Annotated in this window: 17 protein-coding genes; 11 read left to right on the top strand and 6 right to left on the bottom strand. The window is 64.1% G+C overall.

Annotated features, from left to right (window positions below; translation table 11 throughout):
- The 3 genes from C1D09_RS11360 to galE all read right to left on the bottom strand — a co-directional run.
- Positions 1-551: alanine racemase (locus C1D09_RS11360; protein WP_208760371.1), on the bottom strand; the 551-nt coding region annotated here is incomplete at its 3' end.
- A 1-nt stretch (position 552) separates the two neighbouring features.
- The gene (locus C1D09_RS11365) at positions 553-1,803 is read right to left on the bottom strand and encodes a D-amino acid dehydrogenase (RefSeq protein WP_143974348.1); all 1,251 of its coding nucleotides are present in this window, start codon (positions 1,801-1,803) and stop codon (positions 553-555) included.
- Positions 1,804-1,904: 101 nt separating this feature from the next.
- Positions 1,905-2,900, bottom strand: coding sequence for a UDP-glucose 4-epimerase GalE (gene galE, locus C1D09_RS11370; protein ID WP_143974349.1), 996 nt, complete (start codon positions 2,898-2,900; stop codon positions 1,905-1,907).
- Positions 2,901-3,178: 278 nt separating this feature from the next.
- On the opposite strand from galE, the gene hemA reads away from it, so the two are divergent.
- The 4 genes from hemA (at position 3,179) to C1D09_RS11390 (ending at position 6,109) form a co-directional block, all read left to right on the top strand.
- Positions 3,179-4,456: a 5-aminolevulinate synthase gene (gene hemA, locus C1D09_RS11375; RefSeq protein WP_143974350.1), complete on the top strand. Its 1,278-nt coding sequence runs from the start codon at positions 3,179-3,181 to the stop codon at positions 4,454-4,456.
- Between the two features lie 61 nt (positions 4,457-4,517).
- Positions 4,518-4,952, top strand: coding sequence for a DUF2267 domain-containing protein (locus tag C1D09_RS11380; protein ID WP_143974351.1), 435 nt, complete (start codon positions 4,518-4,520; stop codon positions 4,950-4,952).
- A gap of 3 nt (positions 4,953-4,955) precedes the next feature.
- Entirely contained in the window at positions 4,956-5,663 is a 708-nt protein-coding gene (locus tag C1D09_RS11385; RefSeq protein WP_143974352.1) for a phosphoribosyltransferase, read from the top strand.
- Positions 5,663-6,109 (top strand): pyridoxamine 5'-phosphate oxidase family protein, encoded by a 447-nt coding sequence (locus C1D09_RS11390; RefSeq protein WP_143974353.1) that lies wholly within the window; start codon positions 5,663-5,665, stop codon positions 6,107-6,109. The genes C1D09_RS11385 and C1D09_RS11390 overlap by 1 nt, the downstream gene beginning before the upstream one ends.
- 72 nt (positions 6,110-6,181) lie before the next feature.
- On the opposite strand, the gene C1D09_RS11395 is transcribed toward C1D09_RS11390, so the two are convergent.
- Positions 6,182-7,018: a universal stress protein gene (locus C1D09_RS11395; protein WP_143974354.1), complete on the bottom strand. Its 837-nt coding sequence runs from the start codon at positions 7,016-7,018 to the stop codon at positions 6,182-6,184.
- A gap of 171 nt (positions 7,019-7,189) precedes the next feature.
- Here C1D09_RS11395 and C1D09_RS11400 point away from each other — a divergent pair, with 171 nt between their 5' ends.
- Both C1D09_RS11400 and C1D09_RS11405 read left to right on the top strand, forming a co-directional pair.
- Positions 7,190-7,588 carry a c-type cytochrome gene (locus C1D09_RS11400; protein ID WP_143974355.1) on the top strand — a complete coding sequence of 133 codons (399 nt, stop codon included), beginning with the start codon at positions 7,190-7,192 and terminating at the stop codon, positions 7,586-7,588.
- 53 nt (positions 7,589-7,641) lie between these two features.
- Entirely contained in the window at positions 7,642-9,195 is a 1,554-nt protein-coding gene (locus tag C1D09_RS11405) for a bifunctional aminoglycoside phosphotransferase/ATP-binding protein (RefSeq protein ID WP_143974356.1), read from the top strand.
- Positions 9,196-9,213: 18 nt separating this feature from the next.
- Here the strand turns inward: C1D09_RS11405 and C1D09_RS11410 are convergent, their stop codons facing one another.
- Positions 9,214-11,895 (bottom strand): bifunctional acetate--CoA ligase family protein/GNAT family N-acetyltransferase, encoded by a 2,682-nt coding sequence (locus tag C1D09_RS11410; protein WP_143974357.1) that lies wholly within the window; start codon positions 11,893-11,895, stop codon positions 9,214-9,216.
- Positions 11,896-12,060: 165 nt separating this feature from the next.
- On the opposite strand from C1D09_RS11410, the gene C1D09_RS11415 reads away from it, so the two are divergent.
- The 5 genes from C1D09_RS11415 to C1D09_RS11435 all read left to right on the top strand — a co-directional run bounded on the left by C1D09_RS11415 (position 12,061) and on the right by C1D09_RS11435 (position 16,753).
- Entirely contained in the window at positions 12,061-13,914 is a 1,854-nt protein-coding gene (locus C1D09_RS11415; RefSeq protein WP_143974358.1) for a heavy metal translocating P-type ATPase, read from the top strand.
- Positions 13,915-13,941: 27 nt separating this feature from the next.
- The gene (gene trxC / locus C1D09_RS11420; protein WP_143974359.1) at positions 13,942-14,391 is read left to right on the top strand and encodes a thioredoxin TrxC; all 450 of its coding nucleotides are present in this window, start codon (positions 13,942-13,944) and stop codon (positions 14,389-14,391) included.
- Between the two features lie 13 nt (positions 14,392-14,404).
- Positions 14,405-15,655 carry an MgtC/SapB family protein gene (locus C1D09_RS11425; RefSeq protein WP_143974360.1) on the top strand — a complete coding sequence of 417 codons (1,251 nt, stop codon included), beginning with the start codon at positions 14,405-14,407 and terminating at the stop codon, positions 15,653-15,655.
- An 88-nt stretch (positions 15,656-15,743) separates the two neighbouring features.
- Positions 15,744-16,130, top strand: coding sequence for a hypothetical protein (locus C1D09_RS11430; RefSeq protein WP_143974361.1), 387 nt, complete (start codon positions 15,744-15,746; stop codon positions 16,128-16,130).
- Positions 16,131-16,162: 32 nt separating this feature from the next.
- Positions 16,163-16,753 carry an NAD(P)H-dependent oxidoreductase gene (locus tag C1D09_RS11435; RefSeq protein ID WP_143974362.1) on the top strand — a complete coding sequence of 197 codons (591 nt, stop codon included), beginning with the start codon at positions 16,163-16,165 and terminating at the stop codon, positions 16,751-16,753.
- Between the two features lie 14 nt (positions 16,754-16,767).
- On the opposite strand, the gene C1D09_RS11440 is transcribed toward C1D09_RS11435, so the two are convergent.
- A partial coding sequence (locus C1D09_RS11440; protein ID WP_143974363.1) for an alcohol dehydrogenase catalytic domain-containing protein occupies positions 16,768-17,527 on the bottom strand: 760 nt, incomplete at its 5' end.

Raw genomic sequence — 17,527 nt, forward strand, 5'->3', positions numbered from 1 at the left:
GTCTTGTAGGCGTGGGCGACGAGTTGGCCGAGATTCTCCGGCGTCGGCATGATGGCGCCGAAACAGCCGAGATTGGTGCCAATGCCGGCGACGCGCACGCCCCTGAACTCGAGAATCCGCTCGACGGTGGGGATCAGGTCGTTCGGCCAGATGCCTTCGCGCAGGTCGCCGAGGTCGATCATCAGCATGATGTCATGGACGCGGCCCATGCGCTGCGCAATGCGGGAGATTTCGCGGATGGTGGCGAGTTCCGACTGCAGGCTGATGTCGACGGTGCGCACCACCTCCTCGATGCGCGCCATGGGCGGGCTGCGCAGCAGCATGATCGGCGCGCTGATGCCGCTGTCGCGCAGCCTGCGGATGTTTTCGAAACGCGATTCGGCAATGCCGGCGACCCCGCCGCGCAGCATGGCGCGCGCCACTTGCGGCATGCCGCACATGCCCTTGGTGACACCGAACACGTTGATGCCGGACAAAGCGCAGCGGTCGACAATGGTGCGGGCGTTGCGCTCTATACGGCCAAGGTCGATGGCGACTTGCGGTCCCGACATCCTACCCCCCGTACACAAGCCCTTGCGGGTCGATCTCGGGCTTGCGACCGGCAACGAGGTCGGCCAGGAATTTTCCCGAGCCGCAGGCCATGGTCCAGCCGACATGGCCGTGGCCGGTGTCGAGATAGAGGTTTTTGTAGCGCGCCTGGCCTATGACAGGCACGGAGCCCGGCATCATCGGCCGCAGGCCTGCCCAGAGCTCCGCTTTCTTTTCGTCGAAGGCGCCAGGGAAGAGGTCCCTGGCGGTCCTGAACATAGTGGCAAAGTCACCGGGTTTATGGGTTCGGTCGAAGCCGGTGAATTCAGCGGTCGAAGCCAGCCGCAACCGGTTGCCGAGCCTCGAATAGGCCATCAGCTGGTCCTCGTCGGCGCCGCCCATGGTCGGCCCCTTGCTCTCGTCTTCCAGCGGAATGGTGGCGGTGTAGCCTTTGACCGGATAGACCGGCAGGTCGATGCCGTAGCGGCGGCCAAGCAGGCCGCTTTCCGGCCCCATCGAGATAACCACGGCGTCGCCCGCCACCGGTCCGGCGGAGGTCATCACCGCCCGCACGGTGTCGCCCTCGATATCCAGACCCTGGACCGTCGTGCCATAGAGGAATTTTACGCCGAGGTTTTCGGCGGCATGGGCGGCGAGCTTTTCCACGAACTGCCGGGAATCGCCGGTCTGGTCGATCGGCGAATAGACGCCGCCGGCGATCTTTTCCTTAACCCCGGCAAGGCCCGGCTCGAGCTCGACCAGCCGGTCGCGCCCGACGATCTCGATCGGCAGGCCGTGCTCGGCCAGATAGCGGTAATTGTCGGTGCCGGTGTCGAGACTGTGCTGCGAGCGGAAGAAATAGAGGATGCCTTTCTTGCGCTCGTCATAGTGGATGCCGGTGTCGGCCGAGATGGCGTTGATGCAGTCGCGCGAATACAGCGCGAGGCGCAGCTTGACCTGGCTGTTGGCGCGCAGGCGGGCCACCGTGCATTGGCGCAGGAAACGCAGACTCCAGGCGAGGAAATAGGGATCGAAGCGCAGTCGCACCTTGATGCCGAGATCATGATTGTAGAGCCCGCGCAGAAACGTCCTTAGGGCGGCCGGCGAGGCCCAGGCCGTGGCGTCGCCCGGAGAAACCAAGCCGGCATTGGATTGGCTGGTGCCCCGCGCGGGCGCCGGGTGGCGCTCGATCACGGTGACCTCGTGGCCGTCGGCGGCCAGGTAATAGGCGGCCGCCGTACCGACAACGCCGGCGCCGAGCACCGTTATCTTCATGCCATCCCCCAAGAGCTCTCGGCGGCGCGGCGCCGCCATGCCGTGTCGCGACTGCTTCCATAGCGCGTCGCCGCGCGCCTTGCGAGCCCTTGGGGCTTGGCTCAGCCGCGCGCTGAGTTCTTGCTGGTCAGGATGCGTTCCCAGGCGAGTGCGTCGGCAACGATCTGGTCGAGATCGTCGCGCTGCGGCGTCCAGCCGAGTTCCGTCCGCGCAAGATCCGAATTGGCAACCACCGCAGCGGCATCGCCGGGACGCCGGTCGCCCATCTTGACCTCGAAATCGCGGCCAAAGGCGCGCCGAACGCTCTCGATGACCTCGAGCACCGAATAGCCATGGCTGTAGCCGCAATTGGCGACGAGGCTCCGGCCCCCGGCGCGTAGTCGCTGCAGCGCCAGGCGATGCGCGGCTGCCAGGTCGCTGACATGGATATAGTCGCGCATGCAGGTGCCGTCCGGCGTCGGGTAATCGGTGCCGAACACCTGCATGAACGGGCGCTTGCCGAGCGCGGTCTCGCAGGCGACCTTGATGAGATGCGTGGCGCCCGGGGTCGACTGACCGGTGCGGCCCTTCGGATCGGCGCCGGCGACGTTGAAATAGCGTAGCGCCGTGTAGCGGATGTCGTGCGCGAGGCTGGCATCGCGCAACATCCACTCGCTCATCAGCTTGGACAGGCCATAGGGCGATTCCGGCGCCAGGCGGGCATCCTCGCGCACCGGTTCCAGCCCGGCGCCGCCATAGACGGCGGCGGTCGAGGAAAAGATGAAATGCGGCACGCCCTCGCGCACCGCGGTTTCGATCAGCGTGCGCGTCTTCGAGGTATTGTTCTCGTAGTAGGCGAGCGGGTCGGCGACCGATTCGGGGACCACGACGGAACCGGCGAAATGGATGATCGCGTCGACATGATTGTCCCTGATGATCCCGCCGATCAATTCCTTGTCGGCGACGTCGCCGACGACCAGCTTTGCCTCCGGCGCCACCGCCCATTCGAAGCCGGTGGAAAGGCGGTCTAGCACGACCACGCTTTCGCCCGCATCCAGCAATTCCCAGACCATGTGGCTGCCGATATAGCCGGCGCCGCCTGTCACCAAAACCGTCATCCGCATCCTCGCATCTCAAGATTTATCGGAAACTGTCTCAAACACCGCCTTACTGGAAAGCCTGCCGCATGGCCATTAGAACCCCTGGTAACCGGCGTTCACCAAATGTGGCATCGTGCTGAAACAAAAGTGATCCACAAAGCGTGTCGCGAGGTGGGAATAGGCCACGATCCGCCATCGTTAGGAACAGGTGCGGGGCGTGGCATTTTGACCAAAATGGCCCGGTGGACGACCAATAGGCCAATGATTATGATCCCGCGCAAAATTGGGAAGTCGACATGAACTACCAGCGGTTCTTCGAAGAAGCGATCGACCAGCTCCACGCGGAGCGTCGCTATCGTGTCTTCGCCGACCTTGAGCGCATCGCGGGCAAATTTCCGCGCGCCATCTGGCGCGCCAATGGCCGCGCCGAGGAAATCACCGTCTGGTGCTCCAACGACTATCTCGGCATGGGCCAGCACCGCGATGTCATCACCGCGTTCCAGGAGGCGGCCGGCAAGATGGGGTCGGGCGCCGGCGGCACCCGCAACATTTCCGGCACCTCCAACCCGCTGGTCGAGCTCGAGCATGAGCTTGCCGACCTGCACGGCAAGGACGCGGCCCTGGTCTTCACCTCCGGCTTCGTCTCCAACGAAGCCTCGATCTCGACCATTGCCCGGCTGTTGCCCAATTGCCTGATCATCTCGGACGAGCTGAACCACGCCTCGATGATCGAAGGCGTGCGGCGCTCGGGCGCCGAGAAGAAGATCTTCCGGCACAATGATGTCGCGCATCTGGAAAGCCTGCTGCAGGCGGCGGGGCGCGAACGCGCCAAGCTGGTCGTCTTCGAAAGCGTCTATTCGATGGACGGCGACATCGCGCCGATCCGGGAGATCGTCGAACTCGCCGAGCGCTACAACGCCATGACCTATATCGACGAGGTGCATGCGGTGGGCATGTACGGACCGCGCGGCGGCGGCATCACCGAGCGCGAGGGCCTGGCCGACCGCATCGACATCATCGAAGGCACGCTGGCCAAGGCATTCGGCACGCTGGGCGGCTATATCACCGGCACCAATGCGGTGATCGACGCGGTGCGCTCCTATGCGCCGGGCTTCATCTTCACCACGGCGCTGCCGCCGGCGATCGCGGCCGCGGCCACCACCTCGATCCGCCATCTCAAGCGCTCGCAGGCCGAGCGTGACGCCCAGCAGCAGCAGGCAGCGCGGACCAAGCAGATCCTCTCTGCCGCCGGCCTGCCGGTGATGGACTCGCCAACCCATATCGTGCCGGTGCTGGTCGGCGATCCGGAACTCTGCAAGATGGCCAGCGACCGCCTGCTCGGCGTGCACGGCATCTACATCCAGCCGATCAACTACCCGACCGTGCCGCGCGGCACCGAACGCCTGCGCATCACGCCGACACCGTTCCATTCGGATGCGCTGATCGCCGAACTGCAGGACGCGCTGGTCGAGACCTGGGATGCCCTCGGCATCCCCTACGGTTCGGCAGGACGGCCCGCCGTCGCCAAAAGCGACCGGGTCATTCCCCTGCTCATGGCGAAGGCCGGAGGCTGAGCCGCCGTGCACTCAACTGTCTCATCCCCTCGGCTCCCCTGACTTTCTTGGAGATAGAACCATGAGCCACATTTCCCACACCTCCTTTGCCGGCTTCACTCACGCTGCGCAGCAGGCACAGCAGTGGGTAAAGGAGCTCGCCGCTGATCTCCGTTGGAGCGAACCCAGTGCGTGCCGGCTTCTAAGGTCCGTTCTGCACGCGCTGCGAGATTGGTTGCCGCCAGCCGAAGCGGCCGATCTCTCGGCGCAACTGCCCGTTTTGCTTCGCGGCATATACTTCGAGGGCTGGGACCCGTCTGCGCCTGAGCATGAGCGCAAGAAGCGTGATTTTGTCCTCAGCGTCAGGAACAGCTTCGGCTACGACGACGACGTCGATTTCGACGCCGCCGTCAGCGCGGTGTTCAAGCTGCTCGATCGCCATATATCGCATGGTGAGATCGTCCAGGTGAGAAACTCGATGAAGAAGTCCCTTCGCGAACTCTGGCCGGCGGATTGAACAGTGTTTCGCGACCGCAAGCAGGCTGGAGAGAGACTCGGCATCGAATTGGCCGGGCTCGACCTCTGCCAGCCGATCGTTCTGGCGCTGCCGCGCGGTGGGGTTCCTGTCGCCGCCGAAGTCGCCAAAGCCCTGGGCGCGCCTCTCGACGTACTCGTCGTCCGCAAAGTCGGTGCCCCGGGCAACGCGGAACTGGCCGTTGCCGCTGTCGTGGATGGCAATCCGCCCGACGTCGTGCTCAACCGGGAGATCGTTGAGGCTTATGCGCTCGACGATGCCGAACTAGCCGCATTGGTTGCCCTCGAACGCCCGGAACTCGAACGTCGACGCCTCGCCTACAAGGGCAATCGAAGGTCGTTGTCCGTTGCAGGTAAAACGGTGATCCTCGTCGACGACGGGGCAGCGACCGGCACGACCATGAAGGTCGCCATACGCGCGCTCAGGCACCGGGCGCCCAGGGAGATCATCGTCGCGGTTCCCGTGTCTCCGCCGGATACATTGGCCGACTTGGCGACGGAGGCCGATCGCGTGGTATGTCTTAGCCAGCCAGGGCGGTTCCGTGCATTGGGCTATCACTATCTGCGGTTCCCGCAGCTTTCCGACAGTGAAGTGACCGCCGCGCTGGATGAGGCTGGCCGGCTGCACAAAACCCGCAAGCGCGATATGGTGGGCGACGGGTCGACGGCCGAGAAGAACAGGAGATCACGTTGATGCTGGTCCGCGAGCTTTCTGCCTTGGAATGCACGAAAATCCTGACGGCCAATCGCGTCGGCCGCCTGGCATGCGCAAAGGACGGGCAGCCCTACGTCGTGCCCGTCTATTACGCCCATTCGGATGCTCATCTTTACGCGTTTTCCATGCCGGGCAAAAAGATCGAATGGATGCGGGCCAATCCGCTGGTGTCCGTCCAGGTCGATGAACACGGCCAGGGTCGAGGATGGAGAAGCGTCGTTGTTGATGGCCGGTATGAAGAACTGCCTGACCGGATCGGCCACAAGCTTGAGCGAGATCATGCCTGGTCGGTCTTGAGCAAGCACTCCGACTGGTGGGAACCTGGCGCGCTCAAGCCCATCGTTCCACCCACAGCCGACAGCGCACCGCACGTTTTCTTTCGGATCCTGATCGAGCAGGTATCCGGACGAGAGGCGAGCGAGTAGTCGCCCCATCAAGCCTTGCGAGAATTAGCAAAAGCCGGTGCACGACCTGCACCGGCTCTTGTCTCCGACTAGCTATCGCGCCATCAAAACCGGCAGCGATTGACCCTCAAGCATCGACTTGGTGACGCCGCCGAAAATGCGCTCGCGCAACCGGGAATGGCCGTAGGCGCCCATGACCATCAGCTCGGCCGCTACGTCGCCGGCATGCTGGCGAAGCACCTCGGCAACCGAATGGTTCGAGCTCGGCAACCGGTCAACCGTAACGTTCACGCCATGTCGGGCAAGATATGTTGCGGCATCGGCCCCAGGTTCTGCCCCATGATGGAATTCGCCCTCCAAAGGATCGACCATCACGAGGCGCACGTCATCGGCGCCTTTCAGCAGATCCAGCGACTCGCGAACGGCGCGCGATGACTCAAGGCGAGCGTCCCATGCGACCAGGATGCGTTTCGGTGTCAGCGTTGGCCGCGCGCCCTCGGGAACCACCAGCATGGGCTTTCCCGATGAGAACAGCACGCCCTCGATGACCTTGTCCTTCAGAGTGTGGCCTGTCAGCAGGTCCGGCCCCAGAATGGTCAGATCGGCGTAGCGGGCACGCCTCCCGATCACGTCGTCCGCCCATCCCGTGTCGGGATAGTCGTCGCTCAGATCCGCCGATATGGCGCGCTGGGAGAGAAAGCCGGCGACATCCGAAATTCGTTTCTCGAGCCTTTTCAGCTCAGCCTGACGTTCCGCAAGCCAGGCTGGCGAGACGACAGCAGCATACTCACCACCCGAGGGCGGTGCGGCAATCTCGAGGACGAGCACCGAAAGGTGCGCATCGATCTGTTCGCACAGGTCAGCGGCGAGTTTCAGATCGCCCTCGCCCTGGTTTGGCCCGGTAACCGTAAGCAGTGTCTTGAAAGTCACGCCGGCGACTCCTGATTTCGAGTGAGGTTCGGTCGTGATGTCAGTCATTAGCGGCGGCGCCCGGTGATTTCATTGCGCTAAGTCAAATACCGTGAGTGGCGGCATTTGATCCGTATCAACGTGCGGGGAAACCCAGGCTGTAGTTTCGGTCGATCAATCGGGGAAACGCAGATGAAATTCCTGATCGCGGCGATTCTGGCGGGCTTGGCCCTCAACGCGGCAGGCGCCCAGGAACTCGGCAACGGCAAGGCGGAATACATGAACTCATGCGCCGTCTGCCATGGCCCGGACGGCAAGGGCGACGGCCCGTTGGGCGACGAGTTGTTGAAGCGGCCGAGCGACCTGACGCGCCTCTCCAGGCGCAACGGCGGCGAATTCCCTTACTGGCGCGTCTTTGCCGTCATCGACGGCCGCGGCATGGTGCCGGCTCATGGCGATCGCGACATGCCGGTCTGGGGCCGGCAATTCCTTTCGGGTGACGTCAAGAAATATGGCCCGAACGCCGGGGAAATCGTCACCAGGGAACGGATCCACGATCTGGCCGGCTATGTCGAGACGTTGCAGCAATGAACGCAGAAGGCGCCAACAGTCTCCACACCGCCCCGGCATCGAAGAGGCCGGACATGGTCGTTGACGCGCAGCAATCTGCTATCGCGTTCCTGCTTGATCCCGCCTCCTATGGCATGACCGGACCGGTCGAAGCGATAGAAACCCATATCTCGCGAATTTTCTTGACTGGGGGACGTGCCTTCAAGATGAAACGGGCGGTCAAGCTGCCCTATGTCGATTTCTCGACGCCGGCACTAAGGCTGGCTGCCTGCGAGAAAGAGGTGGAACTCAACGCCAAGACCGCGCCCGGCCTTTATCTGGGAGTGCGGCGCGTTACCCGCGAAGCCGACGGCAAACTCGTTTTCGATGGCGCCGGCCAAATGGTCGATGCGGTGATCGAGATGGTCCGGTTTGCTCAGTCGAGGCTCCTCGATCGGATGGCGACCGCGGGGGAACTGACGCCAGCGTTGATGACGGCCGTCGCACGCATGATCGTCGGATACCACCGTGCCGCGCCGAAGATCCACAACGGCACCGGCTCGTTCAATTTGATGGGCGTGCTCGACATCAACGAGGCCGGCTTTGGCACCAGCCATGTTTTTACAAAACCGGAGATCGAGACGTTTGCCTCGGGTTTCCGCACCGCACTCGCCCGCCATTCCGGATTGCTGGATCGCCGGGAGGCCGCGGGCAAAATCCGCCAGTGTCATGGCGATCTGCATCTGCGCAACATCTGCCTTTTCGATGGCGAGCCCCGCCTCTTCGATTGCATCGAATTCAATGACCAGATCGCCAGCATCGACGTTCTGTACGACCTTGCCTTCTTGCTGATGGACCTTTGGCATCGCGGTTTCCCAGAGCTCGCCAATCTCGTGATGAACCGCTACCTCGACGAGGCCGATGACGAGGATGGCTTTGTCCTGCTGCCTTTTTTCATGGCGGTGCGGGCAGCAGTGCGCGCGCATGTCACCGCCACCCAGGTCGAGGAAGGCAGCTCCGATTCCGGCAAATTGAMTGCCGAGGCCCGATCCTATTTCGAACTGGCCCGAACATTCCTGCAGCAAACGCCACCGAGGCTCGTTGCCATCGGCGGCCTCAGTGGTTCGGGCAAGACGACGATTGCCGAGGCGCTCGCCGCCCATGTCGGTGCGCCGCCCGGTGCGCGGATAATCGAAAGCGACCGCATCCGCAAAGCGATGCACGGGGTGCCCGCCGAGACCAGGCTGCCGGACAAGGCCTATCGACCCGATGTGTCCGACCGCGTCTACAACGAAATGGCATGGCGCGCCGGCTTGATTCTCTCCGAGGGCGGCTCGGTTGTAGCTGATGCGGTTTTCGACAGACCGGCCGATCGTGAGCGGATCGAGAAGGCGGCGCGAGACCGGGGTATTCCATTCTTCGGTTTCTGGCTGGAGGCGGATCCACTCGTCCTTTGGCGACGGGTCAGCGAACGCAAGGGCGGCCCCTCGGACGCAACGGTGGATATCCTCTCGCGTCAATTGCAGCGAAAAGCCGGCCGGGCCAGCTGGCGCAGGACCGATTCCGATCGAAAGCCCGTCGACATCGCCGCGGAACTGAGGAGGTGTTGGCAGCGCGATGCTGCCGAGGTCTTGCGCACGGCTCCCTGACTTTGTGGATAATCGATCTCAGCCGATTTCGAGCTTGGCCTCGACAAGCCCTGGCTCGTTCGGAAGATGCATGACGGAGAAGCCGAATTCACGGCACATTGCCAGCATCTTGCTGTTTTCGCTGAGCACGATCCCTTGGATACTGCGGATCCCGTCGGCCCTTGCATAGTCGACGATCTGGCTGAGCAGTTCCCAACCCAGGCCATGACCCTGCAAGTCCGTCCGCACCAGCAATGCGTATTCGGCGATGACGTGGTCGGGATCGCAGGACAAGCGGCTGATGCCTGCCAGCGCGCCAGTGCTCGTGTCTAATGCGACGAAAGCCATGTTGCGGTCGTAGTCGAGCTGGGTGAGCCGCTTCAACATCTGGTCGGAGAAGCTTTTGCGCGGCGCCAGGAACCGCAGGCGCAGATCGTCGGGCGAAATCCTGCCGAGGAATTCGGGATAGAGCGCAATGTCCGCCGGCCGGATCGGCCGGATATGATAGCGAGCGCCTCCTGCCGAGATTTCCTTCTCCCAGCCTGACGGGTAGGGCCTGATGCACAGTGCCGGATTCGGCCCGGCTTCTTCCACCCGCTCCGGTTGGATCTCGATGCGTGCATCGAGTGCGATCACGCCGTCGGTGTCGGCGAGCAACGGATTGATGTCCGTTGATACGAGGCACGGAAAGTCGACGACCATCTGCGACAGGCCGTTCAGCGCCGCGACGATCGCCTGCCGATCCGCGGGTTTGCGATCGCGGAATCCGGCGAGCAGCCGGCCGACCCGCGTTTGCCCGATCAGGTCACTGGCCAGAACATCGTCGAGCGGCGGCAATGCGATCGCGGTATCGTCGGTCACTTCAACGGCGACGCCACCCGCCCCGAACAGCAGAACTGGACCGAAAATCGGATCGCGGCTGACACCAAGGATCAGCTCCTGAGCCTGTTTTCGCACCACCATCGGCTGTACGGCATAACCCTCGATATCGGCCTGGGGGGCGTGCTTGCGCAACCGGGCCTTGATCGAGCGTGCGGCCTCCTCGGCCGCCGCTGGGGCTGCAATACCGAGCACCACCCCGCCAATGTCCGACTTGTGCGAGATCGCCTTTGACATCAGCTTGACGACGACCTGCTCGGATGTCTTGAGAAGCCGGCTCGCCGCTTTCCCCGCTTCGGCAGGGGATCTGGCGATGATCGTTTCGGGCACCGGGATGCCGTAGGCGGAAATCGCCGCCTTGGCCTCGGGTTCGGTCAGCATGCGCCGGCCTTCCCTGGCGACCTGCCTGAATAGGGCAAGCACCGCTTCTCGACCACTTGTGGCGGCCTCGCCGTGGCCCGACGGCGTACGCAGCAGGGCTCGCTGGGCTCGCGACCAGTCAGCGAGGTAGGATACGGCCGTCGCGGCATCAGCGGGCGTCTCGAGGCTGGCAATCCCCGCGTCCTGAAGAACACGTCGCCCTTCGCGCGCCGTGTGTTCGCCGAGCCAGCAGGTCAGGACCGGTTTGCCGCCGATCTTGCCGTCCTGCGCGAGCGTTGCCACCGCGCTAGCCGCGGCGAGCGGCGAGCCGAGCCCGGTCGGGCAGTTCATGACCAGGACAACGTCGGTCCCGGCATCGGCCGCGACGGCCTCGACCGCCGCCCGGTAGCGCTCGGGTGGAGCGTCGCCGATGATGTCGACCGGATTGGCATGCGACCATGTGGGCGGCAGGACGGCATCCAGGCGGGCAATCGTTCCCGGCGCGAGTTCGGCCAGTTCCCCGTTGCAGTCGATAAGTTGGTCGACGGCAAGCACGCCGGCGCCACCGCCATTGGTGACGATGCCGACGCGGGCTCGCTCCAGCGGAGCAAAGCGGGCGGTCGTTTCAACCGCATCGAACAACTCGGCCAGGCCTTTGACCCGCAGGATGCCCGCGCGCCGCAATGCGGCATCGACGACACGATCCGCGCCCGACAGCGCGCCGGTATGGGTCGCGGCCGCCTTGGCCGCCTGCTCGTGCCGGCCCGATTTGATGACGATCACCGGCTTGAGGCGCGCCGCGGCGCGCGCCGCCGACATGAACTTGCGTGGATTGGGAATGGTTTCGAGATACATCACGATGGCGTGGGTGTGCATGTCGCCCGCCAGCATGTCGAGGCAGTCCCCCACATCGACATCGGCCATGTCGCCGAGCGAGACGATCTGCGAGAAGCCGACATTGTTGTCGCCTGCCCAGTCGATCAGCGACGTGGCAATGGCGCCCGATTGCGACAGCAGCGCGATATTGCCGGGCTTGGCGGCCATATGCGCAAATCCGGCGTTAAGTTTGACGGGCGGGATAATCAGTCCGACCGTATTCGGTCCGATGATGCGGAACAGTGTGGGCTTGGCGGCGTCGAGCATGGCCTGACGCAGGCCGTTCTCGCGGCTAAGCCCGGCGGTGATCACGACCGCGGCCCGCGTCCCCTTGTCACCGAGCTCGCGCACGATGCCGGGAACCGTATCCGGCGGCGTGACGATGACACCGAGGTCTGGAATACCAGGCAGATCGGCAGAGTTGGCATAACAGCGTCGACCGGCGACTTTCGAATATTTCGGGTTGACCGGCCAGATCTCGCCTTCAAAGCCGCCGTTGACGATGTTGTCGAACACCACACGGCCGACCGAGCCGTCACGCCCTGATGCGCCGAAGATGGCGACCGACTTCGGGGCGAACGCCTGTTCGAGATTTCGGATCGTCACCCCTATATCTCCTGTTCATGGCGATAATCGCCTGTCGATCTTGCCCGTTCGTTGCGTTGGATCAAAGTCTTCACCGGGCTATCGGGGCTAGCTGTTCGCTCAGTCCGACGCGCCCGTCAGCGCCGGCGAAAATTGGCGAGCATTGATCAAATCGGAAGGCATCGCATGAACGAGTCCATTCTGCGGCGCGTATTGCTGGTCATCGCTGTCGTGGGTCTCGCTGGCGGTATCGGAGTCTGGCGAACCGGGCTCGGGCCTTTTGATGCCGGCACGATCTGGACGGTTGCGACCTTGCCCGTCGTGGCGGCTCTCGCCATCTCCATTATGCGTGATTTCTGGATCGGCCGCTTCGGTGTCGATGCCATTGCGTTGGTGTCCATGTCCGCCGCGCTGCTGCTTGGCCAACCGCTGGCCGCGATAGTGGTGGCGATCATGTATGCTGGCGGTACCGTGCTCGAGGATTTCGCCCGCGGCCGTGCCGAACGAAACCTCAAGGCACTCACTGACCGATCACCGCGTGTCGCGCACCGCCAATCCACACATGGAACGGAAAGGATTTCCATTGAAGAGGTGGTTGTCGGCGACACGCTTCTGGTACGCGCCGGCGAACTTCTTCCAGTCGACGGTATCCTGCTCGATGCTTCAGCCTCGATCGATGAGTCCGCGGTGACCGGAGAGCCGCTGCCGGAACGGCGGGGCGCGGGCGACACGCTGCGTAGCGGCACCGTCAATGCGGGCGAGACCTTCAGCATGCGTGCTTCGGCCGTCGCCGAGGAAAGCACTTATGCCGCGATCGTGCGCATGGTCGCCGCGGCACAGACCGCGAAATCTCCGTTCATTCGCATGGCGGACCGCTTTGCCCTGTTCCTGTTGCCTGCCACTCTGCTTGTTTCGGGCGCCGCCTGGTATGTTTCCGGCGACCCGATCCGAGCGCTGGCGGTGCTGGTCGTCGCAACGCCCTGCCCGCTCATCCTCGCTGCCCCCGTTGCCTTCATCGGCGGCGTCTCGCGAGCTGCGCGGACCGGCATCCTGATGAAAGGCAGCACGGCACTGGAGGCCCTCGCGCAAGTCCGAACCGCGATCTTCGACAAGACGGGGACCTTGACCATTGGCGGCGCCGAGCTCATCGAAATCGAAGCCGCGCCCGGCCGTGACGTGAACCAATTGCTGCAGTTGTTGGCTTCCCTGGAACAAGCCTCGCACCATGTGCTCGCCGACTCGATCATCCGGGTGGCACGCGGCAGACAGCTGATGCTTTCGCATCCGCGGGATGTCCGCGAGCATCGCGGTGCGGGCCTGAAGGGTCGAGTTGACAACATATCGATCCTCGCAGGATCGCGGTCTCTCGTGCTCGCCGACAAGCCGCTGCCCGGCTGGGCGAGAAGCGGCGAAGAAAAATATCGGGACGAGCCGGTGCTCAGGGTTTTTGTCGCCCTCGGCCGACGGCTTGCCGGCGTGTTCACTTTCGGCGATGCGATGCGTGCCGATGCACATGACACGCTCGCCAACCTGCGCTCGGCCGGCGTCACGCGCACGATCATGCTGACGGGTGATGACGGTGCGACGGCAAAGCGTATCTCCTCCATGCTGGATCTGGATGCCGTCGTCGCCGATGCCATTCCCGCGGATAAGGTCGCGATCGTCGAGGCAGAGAAAGCAATGGCGCCGACAATGATGGTCGGCGACGGCATCAACGATGCACCCGCCCTTGCCGCCGCGACGGTCGGCGTCGCCATGGGCGCGCGCGGAGCAACAGCCTCTTCCGAAGCGGCCGATGTCATCGTTCTCACCGACCGGCTGGGGCCTGTCGCCGAGGCGGTGCGGATCGCCCGGCGGACGCGTGCGATCGCCCTGCAGAGCATCGTTGTCGGGCTGGCGCTCTCGGGCGTGGCAATGGCTGCGGCGGCGATGGGGCAGATCGCACCGGTGGCGGGTGCATTGCTCCAGGAAGGGATCGACGTGGCGGTCATCCTGAACGCACTGCGCGCCCTTGGCGACGGACGTCAGAGGCGCGCATAGTGGACAACAACGGATCGGTGAACGGCCATGGCACAGGACAATCTGGTGGTTTGCGGCAAATGCGGCGGGGTCAATCGCCTGCCGCCGGCGCGCAGCGCCGACCAGGCCAAATGCGGAAAGTGCGGGAGCAAGCTGTTTTCAGGCCACCCGCTGGACGTCGACGCCAAGGCGTTCGACCACGAGATTGCACGCAGCAGTATTCCCGTCGTCGTCGACATTTGGGCACCATGGTGTGGCCCGTGCAAGATGATGGCTCCGGCCTACGAAGCGGCAGCGCGCGAACTGGAGCCACATGTTCGCCTGCTCAAGCTCAACTCAGACAATGAGCAGGCTGTTGCGGCCAGGCTCGGCATTCGCAGCATCCCGACGATGATCCTCTTCCATGGCGGGCGTGAAATCGCACGCACATCAGGCGCAATGACGGCAGGCCAGATCGTCAGGTGGGTTCGCGACCGCCTGCCGACGGTCGCCGCCTGAAGCCGCAGCGGCAATGGATCCGCTCATCGCCCGGCTCGCACTGGCCCTGGCAATTGGCTTACTCGTTGGACTGGAACGTGGCTGGCGCGAGCGGGAGGCGCCCGATCGCAGCCGCACGGCGGGCATTCGCACCTTTGGCATATCCGGCCTGCTCGGGGGCGTTCTGGCCGCACTCGCCAAGGAACTCGGTGCCGTCTCGGTGCTGGTCGGCGGGTTCGTCGCCTTTTCCGCAATCCTCGCCTGGTACAAGGCGCGTGAAGCTGCTCACGACGACGATTTCAGTGTCACGAGCGTGATCGCGGGTCTTGGCGTTTTTGCGCTGGGCGCGCTTTCGATCACCGACGACTATCGGGCGGCCGCCGCCGGTGGTGCGGCACTGGCGGCAATCCTGGCCAGCCGAGAGGTCCTGCACGGCCTCCTGAAGCGACTGAGCTGGATCGAACTGCGATCGGCTCTGATCCTGGCGGTGATGACGGCGATCATCTTGCCCTTGCTGCCGAACCGGACGCTGGACCCGTGGGGAGGTTTCAATCCGTGGGAGGTCTGGTTCCTGACGGTGCTGATGGCCTCGATTTCGTTCGCCGGCTATGTGGCTGTTCGCATTCTGGGAAATACGCGCGGCCTGCTCGTCAGTTCGCTCGCCGGCGCGATCGTCTCTTCCACCGCGGTGACCTTGGCGCTTGCCCGCAACGCCGCCTCGGCGAGCAATCCACTGCCGCTCGCAGGAGCGGCGTCATTGGCTGCAATGGTTTCCGTGCTCCGCGTCTGCGCCGTGGTTCTGATCATCGAGCCAAGCGTCTTCGCCTGGGTCGGCATTCCGGCCATGGCGGCAGCCCTCGCCTTCGCTGCCTGCGGCGCATTGCTGCTGACTCGCGCCAAGGGGAATGGCGAGGGGAGCCCCATCGCGCGCAATCCCTTCGAACTGGGCCCGCTATTGCTCTTCGCCATTCTCTTCGCACTCGTCGCGACCGCGAGCGCCGGACTGGCCGCTCAATTCGGCGGGCGGGGCTTGCTGGCGAGTTCGACGCTTGCAGGTACGTTCGACGTCGATGTTGCGGTGCTCGGCGCGTTGCGCCTGGTCAAGCACTCGGTGTCCATCGATACGGTGGGCCAGGCCGTGCTCGTGGCGCTGGCAGCAAACGCCGTCGGCCGGCTGTCGCTCGCGGTATTTGCCGGTCCGGTCGGATTCTGGGCGCCTCTGGCCGGCGCAACCTTGGCCGCTGCCGCCGCCGGCTACGGCGCCATGCTGTTTCTCGGCACCTGAGGGAAGCGCGGCGACCGGGCCTTGTTTGACGCGGATCAAGGGCCAGGTCCAGCCACCGCTCTATGAAACTCCGTGAAAGGAGTTCGCCATGACCAGTCTGAAGGACCTTACCCCCAAATTCCGCCACGTCCGGCTGCTGCTGGCTCGTGAAAAAGGTCACCCGGAAGGCGACCACGAAGAGGGCTACGACGTGCTGGCTCCGCTGACCGGCGAAGGCCGGATCGATACGGAAGAATGGAGGTCGCACAAGGGTTCCTGTCGTGTTCGCCGCTTCCGCCCCGGCGAGGACGACCTGATCGGCAGGCTGAGGCGCAAGCCGGGCGGACAATGGTATTTCGACTACGCCGAAGGCGACCGCGACGACGAAATCGGCTTTCATCTCGGCGACGAACGGTTCGTGACCGGCGAATATGTGTCTATCGAGCGTAACGGCGCCATGCACACCTACCAGGTGGCGCGGGTCGAGCGGCCTTGACGCTGCGACGACTGTTTCGCTGCGAGTAGATCATGCCGCGACGCATCCTCATCGTGGTCGGCCATCCCGACCCTTCGCCGGATCGGCTCTGCCGCGCCCTCGCCAAGGCCTATGGCGAAGGCGCGGAGAAGGCGGGACACGCCGTGCGCCGGGTCGATCTGGCGGCACTTGATTTTCCAATGCTGCGGACAATGCAGGAGTTCGAGCATGGTGCGGTTCCCGCCGGGCTCAGGGAGGCCGCCGACTCGATCGTCTGGGCCGAACACATCGTCCTTGTCTTTCCGCTGTGGCTCGGAACCATGCCGGCCTTGCTCAAGGCATTCCTGGAACAGGTCATGCGGCCGGGAACCGCCTTTGCCTACCCGGACAAGGGCGGCGGGTTCACCAAGACGTTGCTTCGCGGCCGCTCCGCACGCGTCGTGGTGACGATGGGCATGCCTGCCGTTCTCTACCGCCTGTGGTTCCTCGGACATGGTCTGGCCGGCATGCGGCGGAGCATCCTGCATTTCGTTGGCATCAGGCCGGTGCGCGAGACATTGTTCGGCATGGTCGCCGGCGCTGGCGATGCCACTCGAGCGAAATGGATCCGGCATATGCGCGGACTGGGTGAACGGGCCGGATAATTCTCGACTGTCAATCACGGCACCAGGACGGCGGCACCGCTCAATCTGCCTTGCCTCAGATCGTCCAGTGCCTGATTGGCCTGCTCCAGCGGGTAGACCTTGGTGTGCGTGTGCACCTGAGCGCGCCTGGCAATGGGAAAGAACTCGTCCGCGTCGCGGCGCGTCAGGTTTGCCACTGACACCAGTTCCCGCTCTTCCCAGAGCAACTCATAGGCCATCGCCGGAATGTCGCTCATGTGGATGCCGCCGCAAACCACCCGCCCCCCCTTGCGGACAGCACGAAGCGCCATCGGCACCAGGTCACCGACAGGAGCGAAGATGATCGCGGCATCGAGTTGCGTGGGCGGAAGTTCATCCGAACCGCCTGCCCAGGTCGCTCCGAGCGAGAGAGCGAACTCCTGTGCTTGCGTGTCGCCCGGCCGGGTGACCGCGAATATCTCACGACCTTGCCAGATCGCTATCTGGGCGACGATATGGGCGGCGGCGCCGAAGCCGTAGATCCCGAGACGCTTGCCGTCCCCGGCCTTCTTCAGGCATCGCCAGCCGATCAGGCCAGCGCAAAGCAACGGCGCCAGCGATACGGGATCGGCATCCCGGTCCAGATCGAAGGCGAATTGCGCGTCGGCAATGACATGGGTGGCAAAGCCGCCATCGTGTGTGTAGCCAGTGAAATCCGGCTGATCGCAAAGATTTTCACTCCCTGCAAGGCAGTAGAGGCAATGCCCGCAAGTGTGGCCGAGCCAGGGCACGCCAACTCGGCGCCCCACCCTGGAC

This window comes from Mesorhizobium intechi (genome assembly GCF_002879535.1).
Classification (GTDB): Bacteria; Pseudomonadota; Alphaproteobacteria; order Rhizobiales; family Rhizobiaceae; genus Mesorhizobium; species Mesorhizobium intechi.